Annotated in this window: 15 protein-coding genes, 1 tRNA gene and 1 pseudogene; 9 read left to right on the forward strand and 8 right to left on the reverse strand. The window is 51.8% G+C overall.

All coding sequences use genetic code 11. From position 1 onward, the window contains the following. Genes tssL through tssB form a run of 4 tightly spaced genes read right to left on the reverse strand, consistent with a single transcriptional unit; the run spans position 1 to position 4,086 of the window. Complete coding sequence (tssL, locus tag ACGS9J_RS13200; protein WP_442231349.1) at positions 1-654, reverse strand: type VI secretion system protein TssL, short form; 654 nt, start codon at positions 652-654, stop codon at positions 1-3. Next, on the reverse strand, positions 651-1,988 hold the full coding sequence (tssK, locus tag ACGS9J_RS13205; RefSeq protein WP_442231350.1) for a type VI secretion system baseplate subunit TssK: 1,338 nt from the start codon (positions 1,986-1,988) through the stop codon (positions 651-653). The genes tssL and tssK overlap by 4 nt, the downstream gene beginning before the upstream one ends. An 18-nt stretch (positions 1,989-2,006) precedes the next feature. After that, a complete protein-coding gene (gene tssC, locus ACGS9J_RS13210; protein WP_442231351.1) occupies positions 2,007-3,554 on the reverse strand; it encodes a type VI secretion system contractile sheath large subunit in 1,548 nt (515 codons plus the stop codon). Between the two features lie 34 nt (positions 3,555-3,588). Continuing rightward, complete coding sequence (tssB, locus tag ACGS9J_RS13215; RefSeq protein ID WP_442231352.1) at positions 3,589-4,086, reverse strand: type VI secretion system contractile sheath small subunit; 498 nt, start codon at positions 4,084-4,086, stop codon at positions 3,589-3,591. A 676-nt stretch (positions 4,087-4,762) separates the two neighbouring features. On the opposite strand from tssB, the pseudogene ACGS9J_RS13220 reads away from it, so the two are divergent. Beyond that, a pseudogene (locus tag ACGS9J_RS13220) lies at positions 4,763-4,888 on the forward strand (putative lipopolysaccharide heptosyltransferase III); the annotation flags it as partial. 170 nt (positions 4,889-5,058) lie between these two features. Here the strand turns inward: ACGS9J_RS13220 and ACGS9J_RS13225 are convergent. Then, positions 5,059-5,146 (reverse strand) — tRNA-Ser (locus ACGS9J_RS13225). Between the two features lie 229 nt (positions 5,147-5,375). Here ACGS9J_RS13225 and yccA point away from each other — a divergent pair. Both yccA and tusE read left to right on the forward strand, forming a co-directional pair. Next, a complete protein-coding gene (gene yccA / locus ACGS9J_RS13230) occupies positions 5,376-6,035 on the forward strand; it encodes an FtsH protease modulator YccA (RefSeq protein ID WP_004942825.1) in 660 nt (219 codons plus the stop codon). Positions 6,036-6,297: 262 nt separating this feature from the next. Next, positions 6,298-6,627: a sulfurtransferase TusE gene (gene tusE, locus ACGS9J_RS13235; RefSeq protein ID WP_442231353.1), complete on the forward strand. Its 330-nt coding sequence runs from the start codon at positions 6,298-6,300 to the stop codon at positions 6,625-6,627. A gap of 4 nt (positions 6,628-6,631) precedes the next feature. On the opposite strand, the gene yccX is transcribed toward tusE, so the two are convergent. Continuing rightward, positions 6,632-6,910, reverse strand: a complete 279-nt coding sequence (yccX, locus tag ACGS9J_RS13240) for an acylphosphatase (protein ID WP_020826183.1) — start codon at positions 6,908-6,910, stop codon at positions 6,632-6,634. Between the two features lie 723 nt (positions 6,911-7,633). On the opposite strand from yccX, the gene ACGS9J_RS13245 reads away from it, so the two are divergent. From ACGS9J_RS13245 to hspQ, 4 genes are all read left to right on the forward strand, one after another. Then, positions 7,634-8,101, forward strand: coding sequence for a hypothetical protein (locus ACGS9J_RS13245; protein WP_442231354.1), 468 nt, complete (start codon positions 7,634-7,636; stop codon positions 8,099-8,101). 145 nt (positions 8,102-8,246) lie between these two features. Next, positions 8,247-9,086: an alpha/beta fold hydrolase gene (locus ACGS9J_RS13250; RefSeq protein WP_442231355.1), complete on the forward strand. Its 840-nt coding sequence runs from the start codon at positions 8,247-8,249 to the stop codon at positions 9,084-9,086. Positions 9,087-9,562: 476 nt separating this feature from the next. Further along, the gene (gene rlmI, locus ACGS9J_RS13255) at positions 9,563-10,747 is read left to right on the forward strand and encodes a 23S rRNA (cytosine(1962)-C(5))-methyltransferase RlmI (RefSeq protein ID WP_442231356.1); all 1,185 of its coding nucleotides are present in this window, start codon (positions 9,563-9,565) and stop codon (positions 10,745-10,747) included. A 61-nt stretch (positions 10,748-10,808) separates the two neighbouring features. Continuing rightward, positions 10,809-11,126 (forward strand): heat shock protein HspQ, encoded by a 318-nt coding sequence (hspQ, locus tag ACGS9J_RS13260; RefSeq protein ID WP_020826181.1) that lies wholly within the window; start codon positions 10,809-10,811, stop codon positions 11,124-11,126. 57 nt (positions 11,127-11,183) lie between these two features. On the opposite strand, the gene ACGS9J_RS13265 is transcribed toward hspQ, so the two are convergent. Next, on the reverse strand, positions 11,184-11,597 hold the full coding sequence (locus tag ACGS9J_RS13265) for a CoA-binding protein (protein ID WP_442231357.1): 414 nt from the start codon (positions 11,595-11,597) through the stop codon (positions 11,184-11,186). Positions 11,598-11,859: 262 nt separating this feature from the next. Here ACGS9J_RS13265 and ACGS9J_RS13270 point away from each other — a divergent pair, with 262 nt between their 5' ends. Continuing rightward, complete coding sequence (locus ACGS9J_RS13270) at positions 11,860-12,531, forward strand: DUF2057 family protein (protein ID WP_442231358.1); 672 nt, start codon at positions 11,860-11,862, stop codon at positions 12,529-12,531. 121 nt (positions 12,532-12,652) lie between these two features. Next, the gene (locus ACGS9J_RS13275; protein ID WP_442231359.1) at positions 12,653-13,111 is read left to right on the forward strand and encodes a methylglyoxal synthase; all 459 of its coding nucleotides are present in this window, start codon (positions 12,653-12,655) and stop codon (positions 13,109-13,111) included. Between the two features lie 33 nt (positions 13,112-13,144). Here the strand turns inward: ACGS9J_RS13275 and helD are convergent, their stop codons facing one another. Next, a complete protein-coding gene (gene helD / locus ACGS9J_RS13280) occupies positions 13,145-15,199 on the reverse strand; it encodes a DNA helicase IV (RefSeq protein ID WP_442231360.1) in 2,055 nt (684 codons plus the stop codon).

Genomic DNA, 15,199 nt, shown 5'->3' on the forward strand with positions numbered 1-15,199 from the left:
TTACCCCGGCCTGACAATCTGGCTCACCAGTTCGGTGAGCGAAGACGAGAGGAAAAACCAGAGCGCGACCAGAACCGCAGCACCAATAACCCAGGATAACCCGTACCCGCGACGACCACCACGCAGGCGGGACGCTCTGGCCACAACCGGTGCATCCTGCGCCAGAGAAAATGCTGGCACCCGTTCGCCGAGCTTACGTACCACATCTTCCCGACGTTCATCATCCCGGGCACGATACTGCCCCACAAACCCCAGTTGCAGCGTGCGGTACAGACAAGTCAGCACTGCGGTGTCCGTCGCGGTTTCTTTCAGCAGGTTACGGATACGCTCCCAGAGTTCTTCCCCGGCATTCAACGTGCCAAAGAAATGTGCCTGCAGCGGGTCCCGATGCCAGACCAGATACCCGTCATCGGTCGTTCCGCGGTTAAGCACGCTCTCATCGAGCAAGGCGCACAGGGCGTACACCATGTGGTCACGGCTGATATCGCTGTATCCCGCGTCGGTCAGCGCAGTACGTGCATCCTGCACCAGACGGCAGGCCCGGCGGTAAAGTTTTTCCCCTTCCCGGACTTCCTGACCACCACGAAGCTGGCTGGCCATCAGCCAGCCGGGATAGAAAATACGTTCAATCTCGCTGATATCGGATTTTGTCATGTACGCAGCACCGCAAAGAGTTCAAGTTTCACATCACCGAGTGAGCCCGGGGTATAGAAGGTACAGCTCCCCGCCTCCAGCATCGCCCGGGCAGCGTCCGTAGACAGATCCAGCGAGAAATACTGGTTTTCCAGACGCAGCGGAATAGCCGCTGGCACATGGGTGAGCGGTTTGATCACCATGCCACTCAGCGCCACGTTCACCACATCGGAGACCTCGTCAAAACTGCCGGCCTTGCACAGCCGCGGGAACCTTACCTGCAGCTCGTGATTGGGCATGGATGAGCGTACAGACAGGTAGAAATCCGCCCCTTCGCGCAGACGCGAATCATGTAGGGAGCCTTTCCAGATCTGATCGTGATGTTCCAACTGAATGCTGACCACCCGCGACGGCAGGCTGGCTTCGAGAAGTTTGTCCAGCAGGGTCAGTAACGGCGGGAACACCTGTTCAGGGGCATCATGCTGATACGCAGGAATATCACCGGCATCCTGTTCTAGCGAGAATGTCAGCAGGCTGCCGGCAAGGCGTGTCAATTCCCGGTACAGCAGTTCCGGATGGCGGGACGGCGTCTGTAACAGCTCCACCAGGACCGGTTCGGCACTGTTCAAGGCATTGAGCAGCCAGAACAGAGACACGTCTGCCACCGCGAAATCGGCCATACGTTCATTGCTCTCACGACGCATGGCCATCAGGCGACGACGACGGGCCTGCAGACGCACCAGGAGGTCACCCAGTTCAGTGATCAGTAACGGACTGGCAGACAGCGAAAGCATGGGCGGGACGAACGATGGATCACGACTCCACTGCCCCTGGGCATTACGCACCAGGCGGGCCACCGGACAGGTCAGGTATGCCGTATTTTCCTGGCTGGATAAGCGCAGCGTGATGGCATTGCGCAAAATGGCCAACTCCCCGCTTTCATGCCCGGCGAGCTCCTGAACCACCACACGCTCGGCTTTCCAGCGGCGGGGGCGTTCGCTGTCCTGCCCGTTATCCAGGTTGCCGCCACTGGCACTCAACAGCGGCAGCGCGGCGACCACCAGGGCGGCATCACTTCCGGCCGCAGAGGACAGGTCACAGACCGGCGGAAGCGTGTCCGCCAGGTCCGTATCCACTATCGTGCCATCCTGAAACCGCAGTACTATACGGGTAGCGTTCAGTCGGGACAGCACGAGGGCTGCATCATCAAACTCAACGGCCACCACGCCCCAGGGATGAGAAATCCCCATCCGGGCCACCGTGTCAGCAATGTGTGCGCTCCAGCGGGCCTGCTGCTGAAACTGTTGCGGGGCCAGTGCGGCCCCGTCCTCCCAGAGTGGGCGATAAATTTTCATCCCTGATATCCCCTCGCCTTACGCTTTGGCTTTTGGCATCTGGGAAACCAGCGACAGATTGACGTCCATGCCTTCTACCTGGAAATGCGGTACCGCATAGAGTTTCACGCGGAAGAAGCCCGGGTTGTCTTCGATATCTTCCACCGTCACTTTCGCATCGCGCAGCGGGTGGGATGCCTGCAGGTCATCGCCCGGATCGGTCATTTCAGTCACCAGGCTACGCACCCAGGTATTGAGCTCCAGTTCCAGCAGGCGGCGATCCTTGGTGGTGCCGATGTTTTCACGCTGAATAAGCTTCAGGTAATGCGCGATACGCGACAGCAGGAAGATGTACGGCAGACGGGCGTTAATGCGGCTGTTGGCTGTCGCATCGGCGGTATCGTACAGCGCCGGTTTCTGGGTGGAGTTGGCCGAGAAGAAGCAGGAATAATCGCGATTTTTGTAGTACGACAGCGGGATAAAGCCCAGATTGGCGAATTCAAACTCACGGGTTTCCGGGATCATCACCTCACTCGGGATTTTCACCTGATTGCCGGTACCCAGATCATACAGGTGGATCGGCAGGTCTTTCACTGCGCCACCCGCCTGCGGACCACGGATTTGTACGCACCAGCCGTTGTTGATAAAACTGCGCACCATATTGGCCGCAAAAGCAAAGGAGGCGTTGGTCCACAAGTATTTGTCGTGATCCGGGCCTTTCACCTCTTCGACATAATTGAAGCTGCGTACCGGCACGGTGTCCGGACCGTACGGCAGGCGACCCAGCACGCGCGGCATCACCAGGCCGATATAACGGGAATCATCCGTTTCGCGGAAGGATTTCCATTTGATGTACTCGGCACGGTCAAAGTAGTTGCCGATATCTTTAATCGCCGCCACGTCTTCCATGTTGTCTTTGAGGAAGAACTTAGGTCCGGCCGAGCCGATAAACGGCATATGCGCAGCAGCGGAGACTTTGGAGATATTACGCAGCAGCGCCACGTCCTGCGCGGAGGCATCAAATTCATACGCGGAAATCAGTGCACCAATCGGCTCACCGCCCGGGGTATCGTACTCATCGATATAGGTATGTTTATACAGCCCGCTCTGAATGATTTCCGGCGCGTCCTCGAAATCCTGACGCAGATCGTCTTTCGACAGGTCAAGCAGTTCGATTTTGACGTTCTGACGGAAGTCAGTTTTATCCACCAAAGATTTGGCACCGCGCCACAGGGACTCAACACGCTGGAAGGCCTCATGATGCATCACCGCATCCAGTTGGCGGCTAATTTGAAAATCCAGCTCCGCGATATGATGGTCAATCAGGGTCTTGTCCAGTTTCTCGACTTTTGAGCCGGCTTTCGTCAGGCATTCCAGAAACACCTGCATGCCCGCCGTTAAACGCTCATCGGCGGTCGCATCCGACATCGCCTGCGCATCCTGCCAACTATCCAGCGCACTCAGTTCGGTCACCGGGTTCAGGTTGATTTTTTCAAACAGGGAAGCATAGACGCTGCCCGCATCTGCATGTTCCAGCACCAGGCTCTCGCCGCCAGCGGCATTTTCATTTTTTACAGACATCAGCATTTTCTCTCGTTAATCCGTTAAACATCGCGTCCGTTTATGGCTGTTTCGGTGCCAGGGCAGACAGTTCACTGCGCAATTCAGCACTGAGCGCCGGATCGAGCAGAATTTTTTCCAGCTCTTTGCGGAATGCCTGGTTGTCTAAAAGATTGGCTTTCAGGTCGCGGAGGAGATTGCGCATGGCAAGCATGGCTTTAAGCTGAGGTATCTGACGAGCAACCTGCTCCGGCTCAAAGTCTTTCATTTCATTGAAGGAAAGGCTGACGTTTTCTTCGCTACCGTCACCGGCCAGCGTGTTTTCAACGGGAATATTCACAGCAGGAGAAAATTCGGCCATTACGCTGTCAAAATTGTTTTTATGGATGCTGATCTTTTCACGCTCAGATACCGGACGCTGTTCAGCGCCGTTGCTGTAATCCCCCACCACCATCAGTTTGAGGGGTAATTCGACTTTCTTCTGTGCGCCACCGGTATGCAGGCTCAACTGAATGTTAACGCGAGCCTTGGGGATCTCGGACTGATAGGAGTTAGACATGGCGGTCCCTGTTCTATGAGATAATAGAAATAGTCAGTGCCACTAAGAAATTAATAAGAAAGGCTTACCTGCCAAACAAATATCCCTGCTCACGCCATGTGGCGCAAATCAAAACGGGGGTTCAAAAGCGAGCGCAATCCATTCTCCAGCAAGCACGACACAATATTTTAGGCTTTATCCGAAAAAGAATTTTTCCGGAAATAACCTATTGCGTGGAGTGTAGAAATATTAGCGTTACGATTGAAGATCAAGGTTTGTAACTAAATGTTACATGAAGGGGATTTAACAATAATAGATCATCAGCATGATTTGTAAGAACTTTCTTAACTTAACCCTGTAGGCCGCATGGAATAAGGCGGTATGAAAAATGATCGCCGCGCTTATTAGTTGAATTACGCATGATATCTACTGGAGCAAGAAAAATCTGATATTTACTTTATTTTGAAAATTGTGACATCGATGGCATTCGTGCTTTCCTTCGATAACCAGGAAGACGTAAACCATTAATGGCAAGAATGGTTTTATTGATTCCTTTAAATGATATTTATCACTCTCACACGCCCCGCAAAACAAGCTAATATTTGCGGTAAGGTATTATTTACATTGCGAGTCGAAAATGCAGTTGCTCGTCCATCGGAAAGCTCTCTGATTTCCAATTATAAGCCACCGAGACACAGTGCAACGCATTCTGGTCATCAAACTGCGCCACTTCGGTGAGGTATTGCTAACAACGCCAGGGCTGAGCACCCTGCGGACCAATTACCCTCACGCCTTGATTGATGTCCTGGTCTATAAGGGCACCCCGTCGTGTTGTGGTAACGCTGTAGTGAGATAAAGGGCAAAAAGTGACGATTCAGGGGGCTCGACGTAACAGGAAGGTAAAGCACAGCAAATGGCACCAGGGCTTATGGCGTGCTGCAAAATCTATAAAACAAAAAACCCCGCGCTCAGAGAGCACGGGGTCATAATTTATGGCGGAGGAGCAGAGATTCGAACTCTGGAACGGTTTCCCGTCGACGGTTTTCAAGACCGTTGCCTTCAGCCACTCGGCCACCCCTCCGCAACGAGCCGAACTATAAACAGAGCTGATCCGCTTGTAAAGCCCAATACCGTTCAACCGAACGAAAAACCAGCACCCAACGCGTGAGCGTTGAAGAAACCGCCAACTCCGGCTCAAGGTTGCAGCAATGATAACTAAGGGTAAAGATTGGTAAACAAACTTTAATCAAACGCTTGCGCTGCCTATCATCGTCACTAATTTTGTGATGACCTGACTAAGAGAGATCATTATGGACCGTATTGTCGTCTCATCCTCCTCGCGCGACTCATTGCTGAGTACGCATAAGGTTTTGCGTAACACCTATTTTCTGCTTTCGCTGACGCTGGCTTTCTCGGCGCTCACCGCAACCGCCAGTACCATGCTGGGGCTGCCGGCACCGGGCCTGTTGCTGATGCTGGTCGGTTTCTATGGGCTGATGTTCCTGACCCACAAACTGGCGAACAGCCCTGCCGGTATTCTGGCGGCATTCGCACTGACCGGTTTTATGGGCTATGCCCTGGGGCCTATCCTCAGTTCGTTCATTAATACCGGAGCCGGCGACCTGATCATGCTGGCGCTGGGTGGCACCGCGGTGGTGTTCTTCTGCTGTTCAGCCTATGTGCTGACCACCCGTAAGGATATGTCGTTCCTGTCCGGAATGATGATGGCTGGGTTTGTGGTGTTGCTGGTAGCGGTTATCGCCAACCTGTTCCTGCAGATCCCTGCTCTTCATCTGGCGATTAGCGCTCTGTTTATCCTGTTCTCCGCCGGTGCAATCCTGTGGGAAACCAGCAATATTATTCACGGCGGCGAGACTAACTATATCCGCGCCACCGTCAGCCTGTACGTGTCGCTGTACAACATGTTCATCAGCCTGTTGAGCATTCTGGGCTTCGCACGCAGCAACTGATTCAACGTTTGAGAAACACCTAAAGCCCCGCTCCGGCGGGGCTTTAGTTTGATGACAAACACCCGAAAAACGTGGTTTTCGGATGTTTGGGGTAAATCAGGGGACAGAATCCTTTGTTTTTATTAGTACGCAAAACATAACTTTTAAGTCCAGAGGACTTTGCCAGCAATCTGAGGCCCCGCTCCGGCGGGGCTTTATTTTTTGCAGCGGTAAAAGTTTGCTAAACTGGCCGCCGTTCTGAATTACCCGTTACCGAGGCAGTATGTTGGAGTATCAAGGTCAGGTTATTGAAACTGACGCACAGGGTTACCTGAAAAACAGTACCGACTGGCATGAGGCCCTCGCGCCGCTGCTGGCCGCACAGGAAGAGATAACGCTAACCGAGGCGCATTGGGAAGTGGTGCGTTTCGTGCGCGACTTTTACCTGGAATTTAACACCTCGCCGGCGATCCGCATGCTGGTCAAAGCTATGGCGCAAAAGTACGGCGAGGAGAAAGGCAACAGCCGCTATCTCTACCGCCTGTTCCCCAAAGGCCCGGCCAAACAGGCCACTAAAATCGCCGGGTTGCCGAAACCGGTAAAATGCATCTGATACGCTAATAGCGAATGCTGAAGCCTTGATAATCGGCCGTGCCGCGCGGTTCCACCAGCACGCGATCGACACGAGCACTGCGCGGGCCGCCACTTTTCAGCCATTCCACCAGCTTATCCACCTGCGGTTGCTCACCGCAGGCCACGACCTCAACGCTGCCGTCATCAAGATTGCGCGCATAGCCGCTTAATCCCAACGCCGTCGCCTGATGCTGGGTGTTATAACGAAACCCCACCCCTTGCACCACGCCATAGACATACGCAGCAATACAAACTTGTGTCATAGTCGACCCCTTATCGAATTTCGTTTATGGCATTTTCTGTGCGTCCGCACGGCAATGTCACTCTTTTTACCTGGCGGGCAACATTCTTAATTATGACCCTACGCCTGTTTCTCGCCAAAACAAGCAATAAGAAACAATTAACTCATACCAATCAATAAATTAACTGAAATTAGCGTCCATATCCTACGCAATCCGCTCGATCACTGCAGTACCCATCTCGTTAGCAATGAATACTGCACGTTGTTCATCAACTTCCATGCCCAGAACTCCAGAGTATGATTTTTAAACCGACTATCACGCCGACCCAATATTGAACCTCCGTTATGTTAGAGCAATGCCAATTAACAAGGAAAAGTGATGGTAGAGGTAAAAAATTTACATTTAGTTTTTAAAACTAATTAATTAGACATTCTCAGAACTTACCACCACCCAGTATTGCAAACACATTTCATTAAAGTAATTTCACTAATAATTGTGCGTATATAGAATTAATCCTAAAAACCACTCATTCCGCCCACCCCAGAAAAACAAGTTAACCATATGAATTAAAATAAAATATACCACCACGCACGCCTAACAACTCTATCCAGCGAAAAACTGAAACTTAATTTAATCTTGATTATAAGCGTGATCGGCATCTAACTTCATAGGTAAGGGATGAACGGATTTTGCTTGGATGCGTACTTTATCACTTCAAAAAAGCTTAATATTCTAGGAGGCTATATGTCAGATGATATCGTGAAAAATGTAGTTGATGACGTTTCCAATTTCGTTGATTCCACCGTTAACAGCGGCACTGAAGCAATCGGCGGCGTAGTAGATGCAGTAACTTCCGGCGAAGGTGGCCTATGGGGGCTATTGAAAGGTGTCGCGGGTAGCGTCGGAGATTTAGCTGGCGATGTGGCTAAATCTGTACTCAACCTGGTGGGGAACGTAAGCGGTACTGTCGGCGATTTAGCCGGTAACATCACCGATTTTGTTACTGGAGTTCTCGACAAAATCGGTGGAGTCACCGATGTGGTTAGCCATGTTACCGACGGTGTCGGCGGTACAGCGACCGATGCGACCGATGCACTGATAGCTGCGCTGCAGCATACTGGCGGTGACATTCCGACAGCAAGTACTCCAGCAGTGCTCGAGGTGAATGGTGTAGCAACCAACACCGATGTAACTGCACACCATATAGCTTAATAACCGGCTTAATAAAATTGCCATGTTAGTTTATGGCTCAATAAAAACAATTGGATAATAATAAATACATCCGCAATTCACCAGGGATTTTCATTGCTTTACTTTATTGTAGGTATCCTTTAATTCTTATTAAATGGGGTGGTAAATGAAACCAGAAACTGAAATTGTTCCTATAGGTGAATGGAAAATATATGTAGAGCGATATATTTATCCTGGCGCCAATGAAACTGTAATATGTGTTAATGGTGCACTATCAACAACCCTGGCATTCCGTAATTGTGTTAAAAATTTCAAAAATCGTGTTAATGTCATTCTCTTTGATTTACCCTTTATAGGAAAATCACGACATCATAATAGACTAGACCGCCCTTTACCAAAATCAGAGGAAGTTATCATCCTTCAGGATTTGATAAATCGCTATCAGCCTGATTATATACTATCCGTTTCTTGGGGCGGATTAGCTGCATTAATGACTTTATCCACTCGCCCGCCATCAATACGCAAAGCCATTATTGCATCATTCTCAACCCGTATCACTCCTGCCATGCACAGTTACATCAATCGCGCAAGAACCCTGCTGGATGAAGGGAAAAATCACGAAGTTGCTACTTTGCTTAATGACGAAGTTGGAAAATTTTTGCCAACTCTTCTGAAACAGGCTAATCACCAGCACATTAAAAATCTTGACCATGACACTTATCGCCAAGCCAGTTTTCATATCAGTCAAATTTCATCATTGTGTCATGAGGATTATGTTGATATTTTCAGAAAAATTGAAACTCCGATTTTATTTATAAACGGTGGAAAGGACGAGTATACTACTGCAGAAGACATTCGCGACATTAGGAATTATATTAATAATAGTGAGTTCATTACCATACCTGAAGCTGGACATTTCTTGGATATGGAAACTCGCACGGCCTCGCAACGAATCAATGAATTACTGAACAGTTATTTTGTTATAGAGAAAGCGATGGCGTCCTGAGTCTTCCAAATATCGCTAATGCCATCCGAATCAGAAAAAACCGGCCATTGGATCTCGTCGGGTTACCTCATAATGGCGCCCAACCGAACTGATAACTCCGTATATCGGTGGATAACCTTCGGTGGATGGCAAGAGAAACATGTTTACCCTCCAACCTTTATGAGCAGTCATAGTCCTTACTCTCAGCTGATAACGGCCGGCAACATACGTTGCCGTTTTTTTGTAGTTTATATCGCTCTCGGGGAATTAGTATGTGAAAGAAAGCCCCCTTCATTGTCTCTGCAACGGCTTTACCCATAACCTTTGTGGCAACCAGCCACGGGTGTGATTCGTCCTGGCTGTAACCCGGCCACCACTGCCCCGTTATCAGGACTCGCGCGGTAGTGAATAGGATGATATTCAGATATGATTATGAACTTATTTCGACTGATAATGACCTTGGTCATTTAACACATTGATTATAAAGAAGTTTAAAAATGCGCTTATTTCTCGCTAAAGGACGTGAAAAGTCCTTACTCCGTCGCCACCCATGGGTCTTCTCCGGTGCTGTTCAACGTATTGAAGGTAAAGTCCTTTCCGGCGAAACCATCGATATTCACGACGCCCAGGGCAAATGGCTGGCGCGCGGCGCCTACTCGCCGGAATCACAAATCCGTGCCCGTGTCTGGACCTTCCAGCAGGACGAAGAAATTAACATCGAATTCTTCATCCGCCGTTTACAGCAGGCACAAAACTGGCGCGATTGGGTTGCTAAACGTGACGGGTTGGACGGTTACCGCCTGATCGCCGGCGAATCCGACGGTATGCCAGGCATCACCATCGATCGCTTCCAGAATTTCCTGGTGTTGCAATTGCTGTCCGCCGGTGCCGAATATCAACGTGCCGCGCTGATTACTGCCTTGCAACATTGCTACCCGGAATGCGCCATCTATGATCGTTCAGATGTAGCGGTGCGTAAAAAAGAAGGCTTGCCGCTGGCTCAAGGGCCGGTCCTGGGCGATCTGCCCCCTGCTCTGCTGCCAATCACCGAACATGGCATGAAGCTGCTGGTGGATATCCAGCAAGGCCATAAAACCGGTTTTTACCTCGATCAGCGCGACAGCCGCCTGGCTGCCCGTAATTATTCAGCCGGCCGCCGCGTGCTCAACTGCTTCTCTTATACCGGCGCATTCGCGGTATCGGCGTTGATGGGCGGTTGCTCGCAGGTGATCAGCGTAGATACGTCGCAGGCGGCCTTGGATATCGCCAAACAGAACGTTGAGCTGAACCAGTTAGATCTGAGCAAAGCCGAGTTTGTACGCGATGACGTGTTCCAACTGCTGCGCACCTACCGCACGCAGGGCGAGAAGTTCGACCTGATCATCATGGATCCGCCGAAGTTCGTCGAAAATAAAAACCAACTGGCCAGTGCTTGCCGCGGTTACAAAGATATCAATATGTTAGCGCTGCAGTTGCTGAACCCGGGCGGCATTTTGCTGAGCTTCTCCTGTTCCGGTCTGATGCCAACCGACTTATTCCAGAAAATTCTGGCCGATGCCGCTGTAGACGCCGGGCGTGATGTACAATTTATAGAGCAGTATCGTCAGGCTGCCGATCACCCGGTTATCGCGACTTATCCTGAAGGGCTGTATTTGAAAGGGTTTGCGTGTCGGGTGATGTAACTTGAAATACGCTGTTTTGCCCTCATATAGAGAGCAAGGCACTGTTTCTCAGGAGGTCATCATGATTGCCAGCAAATTCGGTATCGGACAACAGGTTCGGCATAAGCTGCTAGGGTACTTGGGGGTGGTGATTGATATCGACCCTGAATACTCGATGGAACAGCCTAAAGCTGATGAAATTGCGGCGAATACCGATCTGCGTTTCGCCCCTTGGTACCACGTGGTGATGGAAGACGAAGAAGGCCAACCGGTGCATACCTATCTGGCGGAAGCGCAGCTGGATGGAGAAGCCCAGGACGCCCACCCTGAACAACCCTCACTGGACGAGTTGGCGGAATCTATCCGTCACCAACTCCAAGCCCCGCGCCTGCGCAACTGATTAGCCAGGCCTGAGAAACTCCCGATAAAGGCCTGGCTTAGCCAGGCTTTTTCTTTTTCAGCGCTCCAGCCCAAGACGTGGGATCTCGATTTTAGGGCAACGATCCATCACCACCGTCAATCCCGCCTCGCTCGCCAAAGCCTCCGCTTGTTCATTAATAACGCCGATTTGCAGCCACAATGCCTTGGCGCCTATGGCGATCGCCTCTTGCGCTACCCCATATGCCGCCTCGGAATTACGGAACACATCGACCATATCCACCGGATGCGGAATGTCTTTCAGCGTGGCATAGGCCTGTTGACCCAGCAGCGTTTGCCCTGACAGCTTTGGGCTGACCGGCGTAACCTGATACCCCTGAGACAGCAGATAAGCCATCACACCATAGCTGGGCCGCGCCGGATTATCGCTGGCACCCACCAGTGCAATGGTTTTCACCCGCTGCAACAGGTCGGCAATCTCATTATCTTGCATATTCCGCTCCCAATGTTCGACGGGGAATTTCCCTGTTCCGAGTGTAAACCATTGGCCTTGAATCGGCTAAACGCCGGAGCACGGAAACTCCCGGCTACTTTCGCGGTCTGATGCTGTCACTGCCGGCATGTGGCGGGATTAATAAATGTCAAAATGAATATAAATGTGTACATTTGTAAATCAAACCGCAATGCTGAAAAACTTTGACACAACCTATGGCGTGTTCAACACTAATAGCGATGCCACTTATAAGGAGATAACCATGAAATTTGGTCTGATGGTTGCGGGGCTGCTCAGCATCAGTATCAGCATGCCTGCCGTAGCTACGACCCTGAAACTCTCCCCGGACATCGACCTGCTGGTGGTCGACGGCAAGAAAATGACAGGAGCGTTGTTAAAAGGTGCCGACAGCCTGGAGCTGGATGGCGGGCAACATCAATTGCTGTTTAAAGTGGTCAAGTCTGTACGCTCAGGCCAGCACGAGCAAACTGCCTATACTTCGCCACCGCTGATAGCCACCTTCAGTACGCAGAATGTCAGCTCCGTCGCCATTGAGCTGCCGCGCATTGAAAATGTCCGGGACGGCCAGAGATTCGATAAAACGCTCAACTATCAGGTGATCGATAAAAACGGCAATGCACTGGCCATGAAACACGACGTGCTGCATGCCGATGGCGCTACGCTTAGCGTCGATTTGGAAAAGGTCATGGCGGACTACAACGGTCAAAACCGCCCGGCCTCGGTGCCGGCTTTCACTCAGGTTCGTGCTGCTACGCCCTCCTCCCCACTCGCAAGTGCGGCGTTAAACTCCCCCACGGTAACGTTGAAGGGGGAAAATGTCTCTGAACAGATGCTGCAATACTGGTTCCAACAGGCGGACAAGGAGACGCAGAAACGCTTTCTCCATTGGGCAAATAAACAGGCCGTGCATTGAGATCGCTGGCGCCTTTTATTTAAAGGCGCGCTTTCTTCGCATTTTCAGGTGTAAACGCTAGGCAGTGAAAAACAGTTTCAGTAATCTGTCGCACATCACCTGATTAGCGAAGGATATCGAGATGGAATTTACCACCCGTACTATCGCCGCGCGCAAACACATTGCGCTGGTGGCACACGATCACCGCAAACAAGCCCTGCTTGCCTGGGTTGAAGCCAATAAATCCGTGCTGGAACAACACCAACTGTACGCCACCGGCACTACCGGCAACCTGATCCAACGTGCCAGCGGTATTCCGGTACAAAGTATGCTGAGCGGCCCGATGGGTGGGGATCAACAGGTTGGCGCGCTGATTGCCGAAGGCAAAATCGATATGCTGATCTTCTTTTGGGATCCACTGAATGCGGTTCCACACGATCCGGATGTAAAAGCGCTGCTGCGCCTGGCGACCGTATGGAACATCCCCGTCGCCACCAACCGCTCCACCGCAGATTTCCTGATCGATTCCTCACTGTTTAAAAACGAAGTAGAAATCGCCATTCCAGACTACCAGCGCTATTTGCAGGATCGCCTGAAGTAAGACTCATGGCCTGGTTTCCGCCAGGCCTTGATTTCAAGGTTTCTTCTGCGCCGGAACACCGAGATCTTGCAGATGTTCGACGAATACCGATGGACGTTCGCGATCCTGCAATAGCCATACCTGATGCTTGGCGCGAGTCAGCGCCACATACAGTAACCGCCGTTCCTCCGCATCCGGGAAGTCTTCCGGCTGTGGCAACAAAACATCTTCCAATATCGACTCGCGCGCGACCGCAGGAAAACCGTCGTTGCCTTCGTGCAAACCGGCAATAATCACGTACTCCGCCTGCTGCCCTTTACTGGCATGAATGGTCATAAACTCGATGGTCAATTTTGGCCAACGGGTCGCCGCTTTCGACAGCGCTTGCGGTTTCAGATGATGGTAACGCGCCAGCACCAGAATTCGCTCCTCCGGTTTGGCGTAACCACTCAGCTTGTCCAACAGATTTTCAAGTTGTTCATGCGGTAACAAAACCACCGACTTCTTGTTGCCCTTGCTCAGGCTGTTCAACGGTTTTTTCAGCTGATGCGGGTTCTGTTGCACAAAGCGGTTCGCAACCTCGCCGATGCGATCATTGAAACGGTAGGTGGTGTCGAGCGCACACTGAGCGCCTTCGCCAAAGTTTTCGGCAAAGGCCGTAGTCAGCGTCAGCTCAGCCCCGCTGAAACGGTAAATGGCCTGCCAGTCGTCGCCCACCGCAAACAGGCAAGTTTGTTTATTTTGTTTACGCAGCGCCCCCAGCAATTGTGCGCGCTGCGGTGAGATGTCCTGAAACTCGTCAACCAGGATATGTTTCCAAGGGCTGACAAAACGGCCTTTATCCAAAATATTGACCGCCTGATGGATCAAGCCGGAGAAGTCCACCGCCCCTTCCTCTTTCAACGCCCCTTTCCAGGCTTTGAGCAAAGGTGCCATCAACCGAATGCGTTTTGAAAACAGGTCGCGGACCTCTTCATCCGCCTGCTCAATCATTTCCGCCTGGCTGCCGCCGTGCATACGCATCAGCCCCAACCAGCGTTCCAGCCGGCCGGCCAGCCGATCGGCCAGGCGTTTGTCCTGCCAGAAATCGCCTTCGGGCACTTCCCATTCCAGCTCTTCAATCAACCATTGACGCCACCCTTTGGCCTGCGCTTTTTTCTCGGCGCACTGCTGCTGCCAATGGGCAATCAGCAAGGCCCGTCGAGCCTTGCTGTCGGTTTCCAGCTTACTGATCGCCGGCACTTTGCGGTTGCCCTGCTGGATAATCTGCAACGCCAGCGCGTGGAAGGTTTTAGCCTGAATAGCAACGCTGCCTAACCGTTCCTGAATGCGCTCATTCATCTCTTCTGCCGCCTGTCGACCAAACGCCAGCAGCAATATTTGCCCAGGTTCTGCCTCTTGACGACGCAGTAGCCAACCCGCGCGCGCCACCAGCACCGAGGTTTTGCCGCTGCCGGCACCGGCCAGCACCAATACCGAGTCTTCGCCATTGACCACCGCGCGACTTTGCGAGTCGTTCAGCGGCGAACTTTCTATGGTCTGGAAGAAATCCTGGTGCGTCTCCAGCATACGCTCGGTCCACTGCTGGTTACGCTGCGCCACGCTGTGCAGCCCGTGCTGCAGCCATTGCCGGCAAAGTTGATAATCTTCCCGACAGTTGTCGAACTCCTCCAGCCGCGCAACCGGCATTGGCAAGGCACCGAAAGACTGGTGAATTTGTTGCTGCAATTTGCCCAGTTCGGATTTCTTAAACCACTTATCCTGCTGCTCAATACGCTGGATATGCTCGACCTGTTGCTGTAAAACGCCGGCGCTGACCTCACTCATCTCCGCGCTCCATTGCTGCCAGGCCTGCTGGAGATAATGATAGAAGCGCTGAGTTTCCTGCCATTCAGTCCCGTGCAAACGCACCACTTTTTCATCCGGCAGCTCAAACTCCAGCTCGCCCCAGACGATGCCACGCTTGCATCTGACCTGAATCAACTGATTGAAAGGAATCAGATATTCATGCTTTTCACCGCTCACCTCGACCCCGGCGTGCAGCAACCGCACGCGGTTATAAGGATGCTGAGCCAGGTGTTTCCCCAGCGATGTCGCTTTAAGTTCCAT

Origin of the sequence: Serratia quinivorans, from assembly GCF_052113645.1 — a bacterium.
GTDB lineage: Bacteria > Pseudomonadota > Gammaproteobacteria > Enterobacterales > Enterobacteriaceae > Serratia > Serratia quinivorans_B.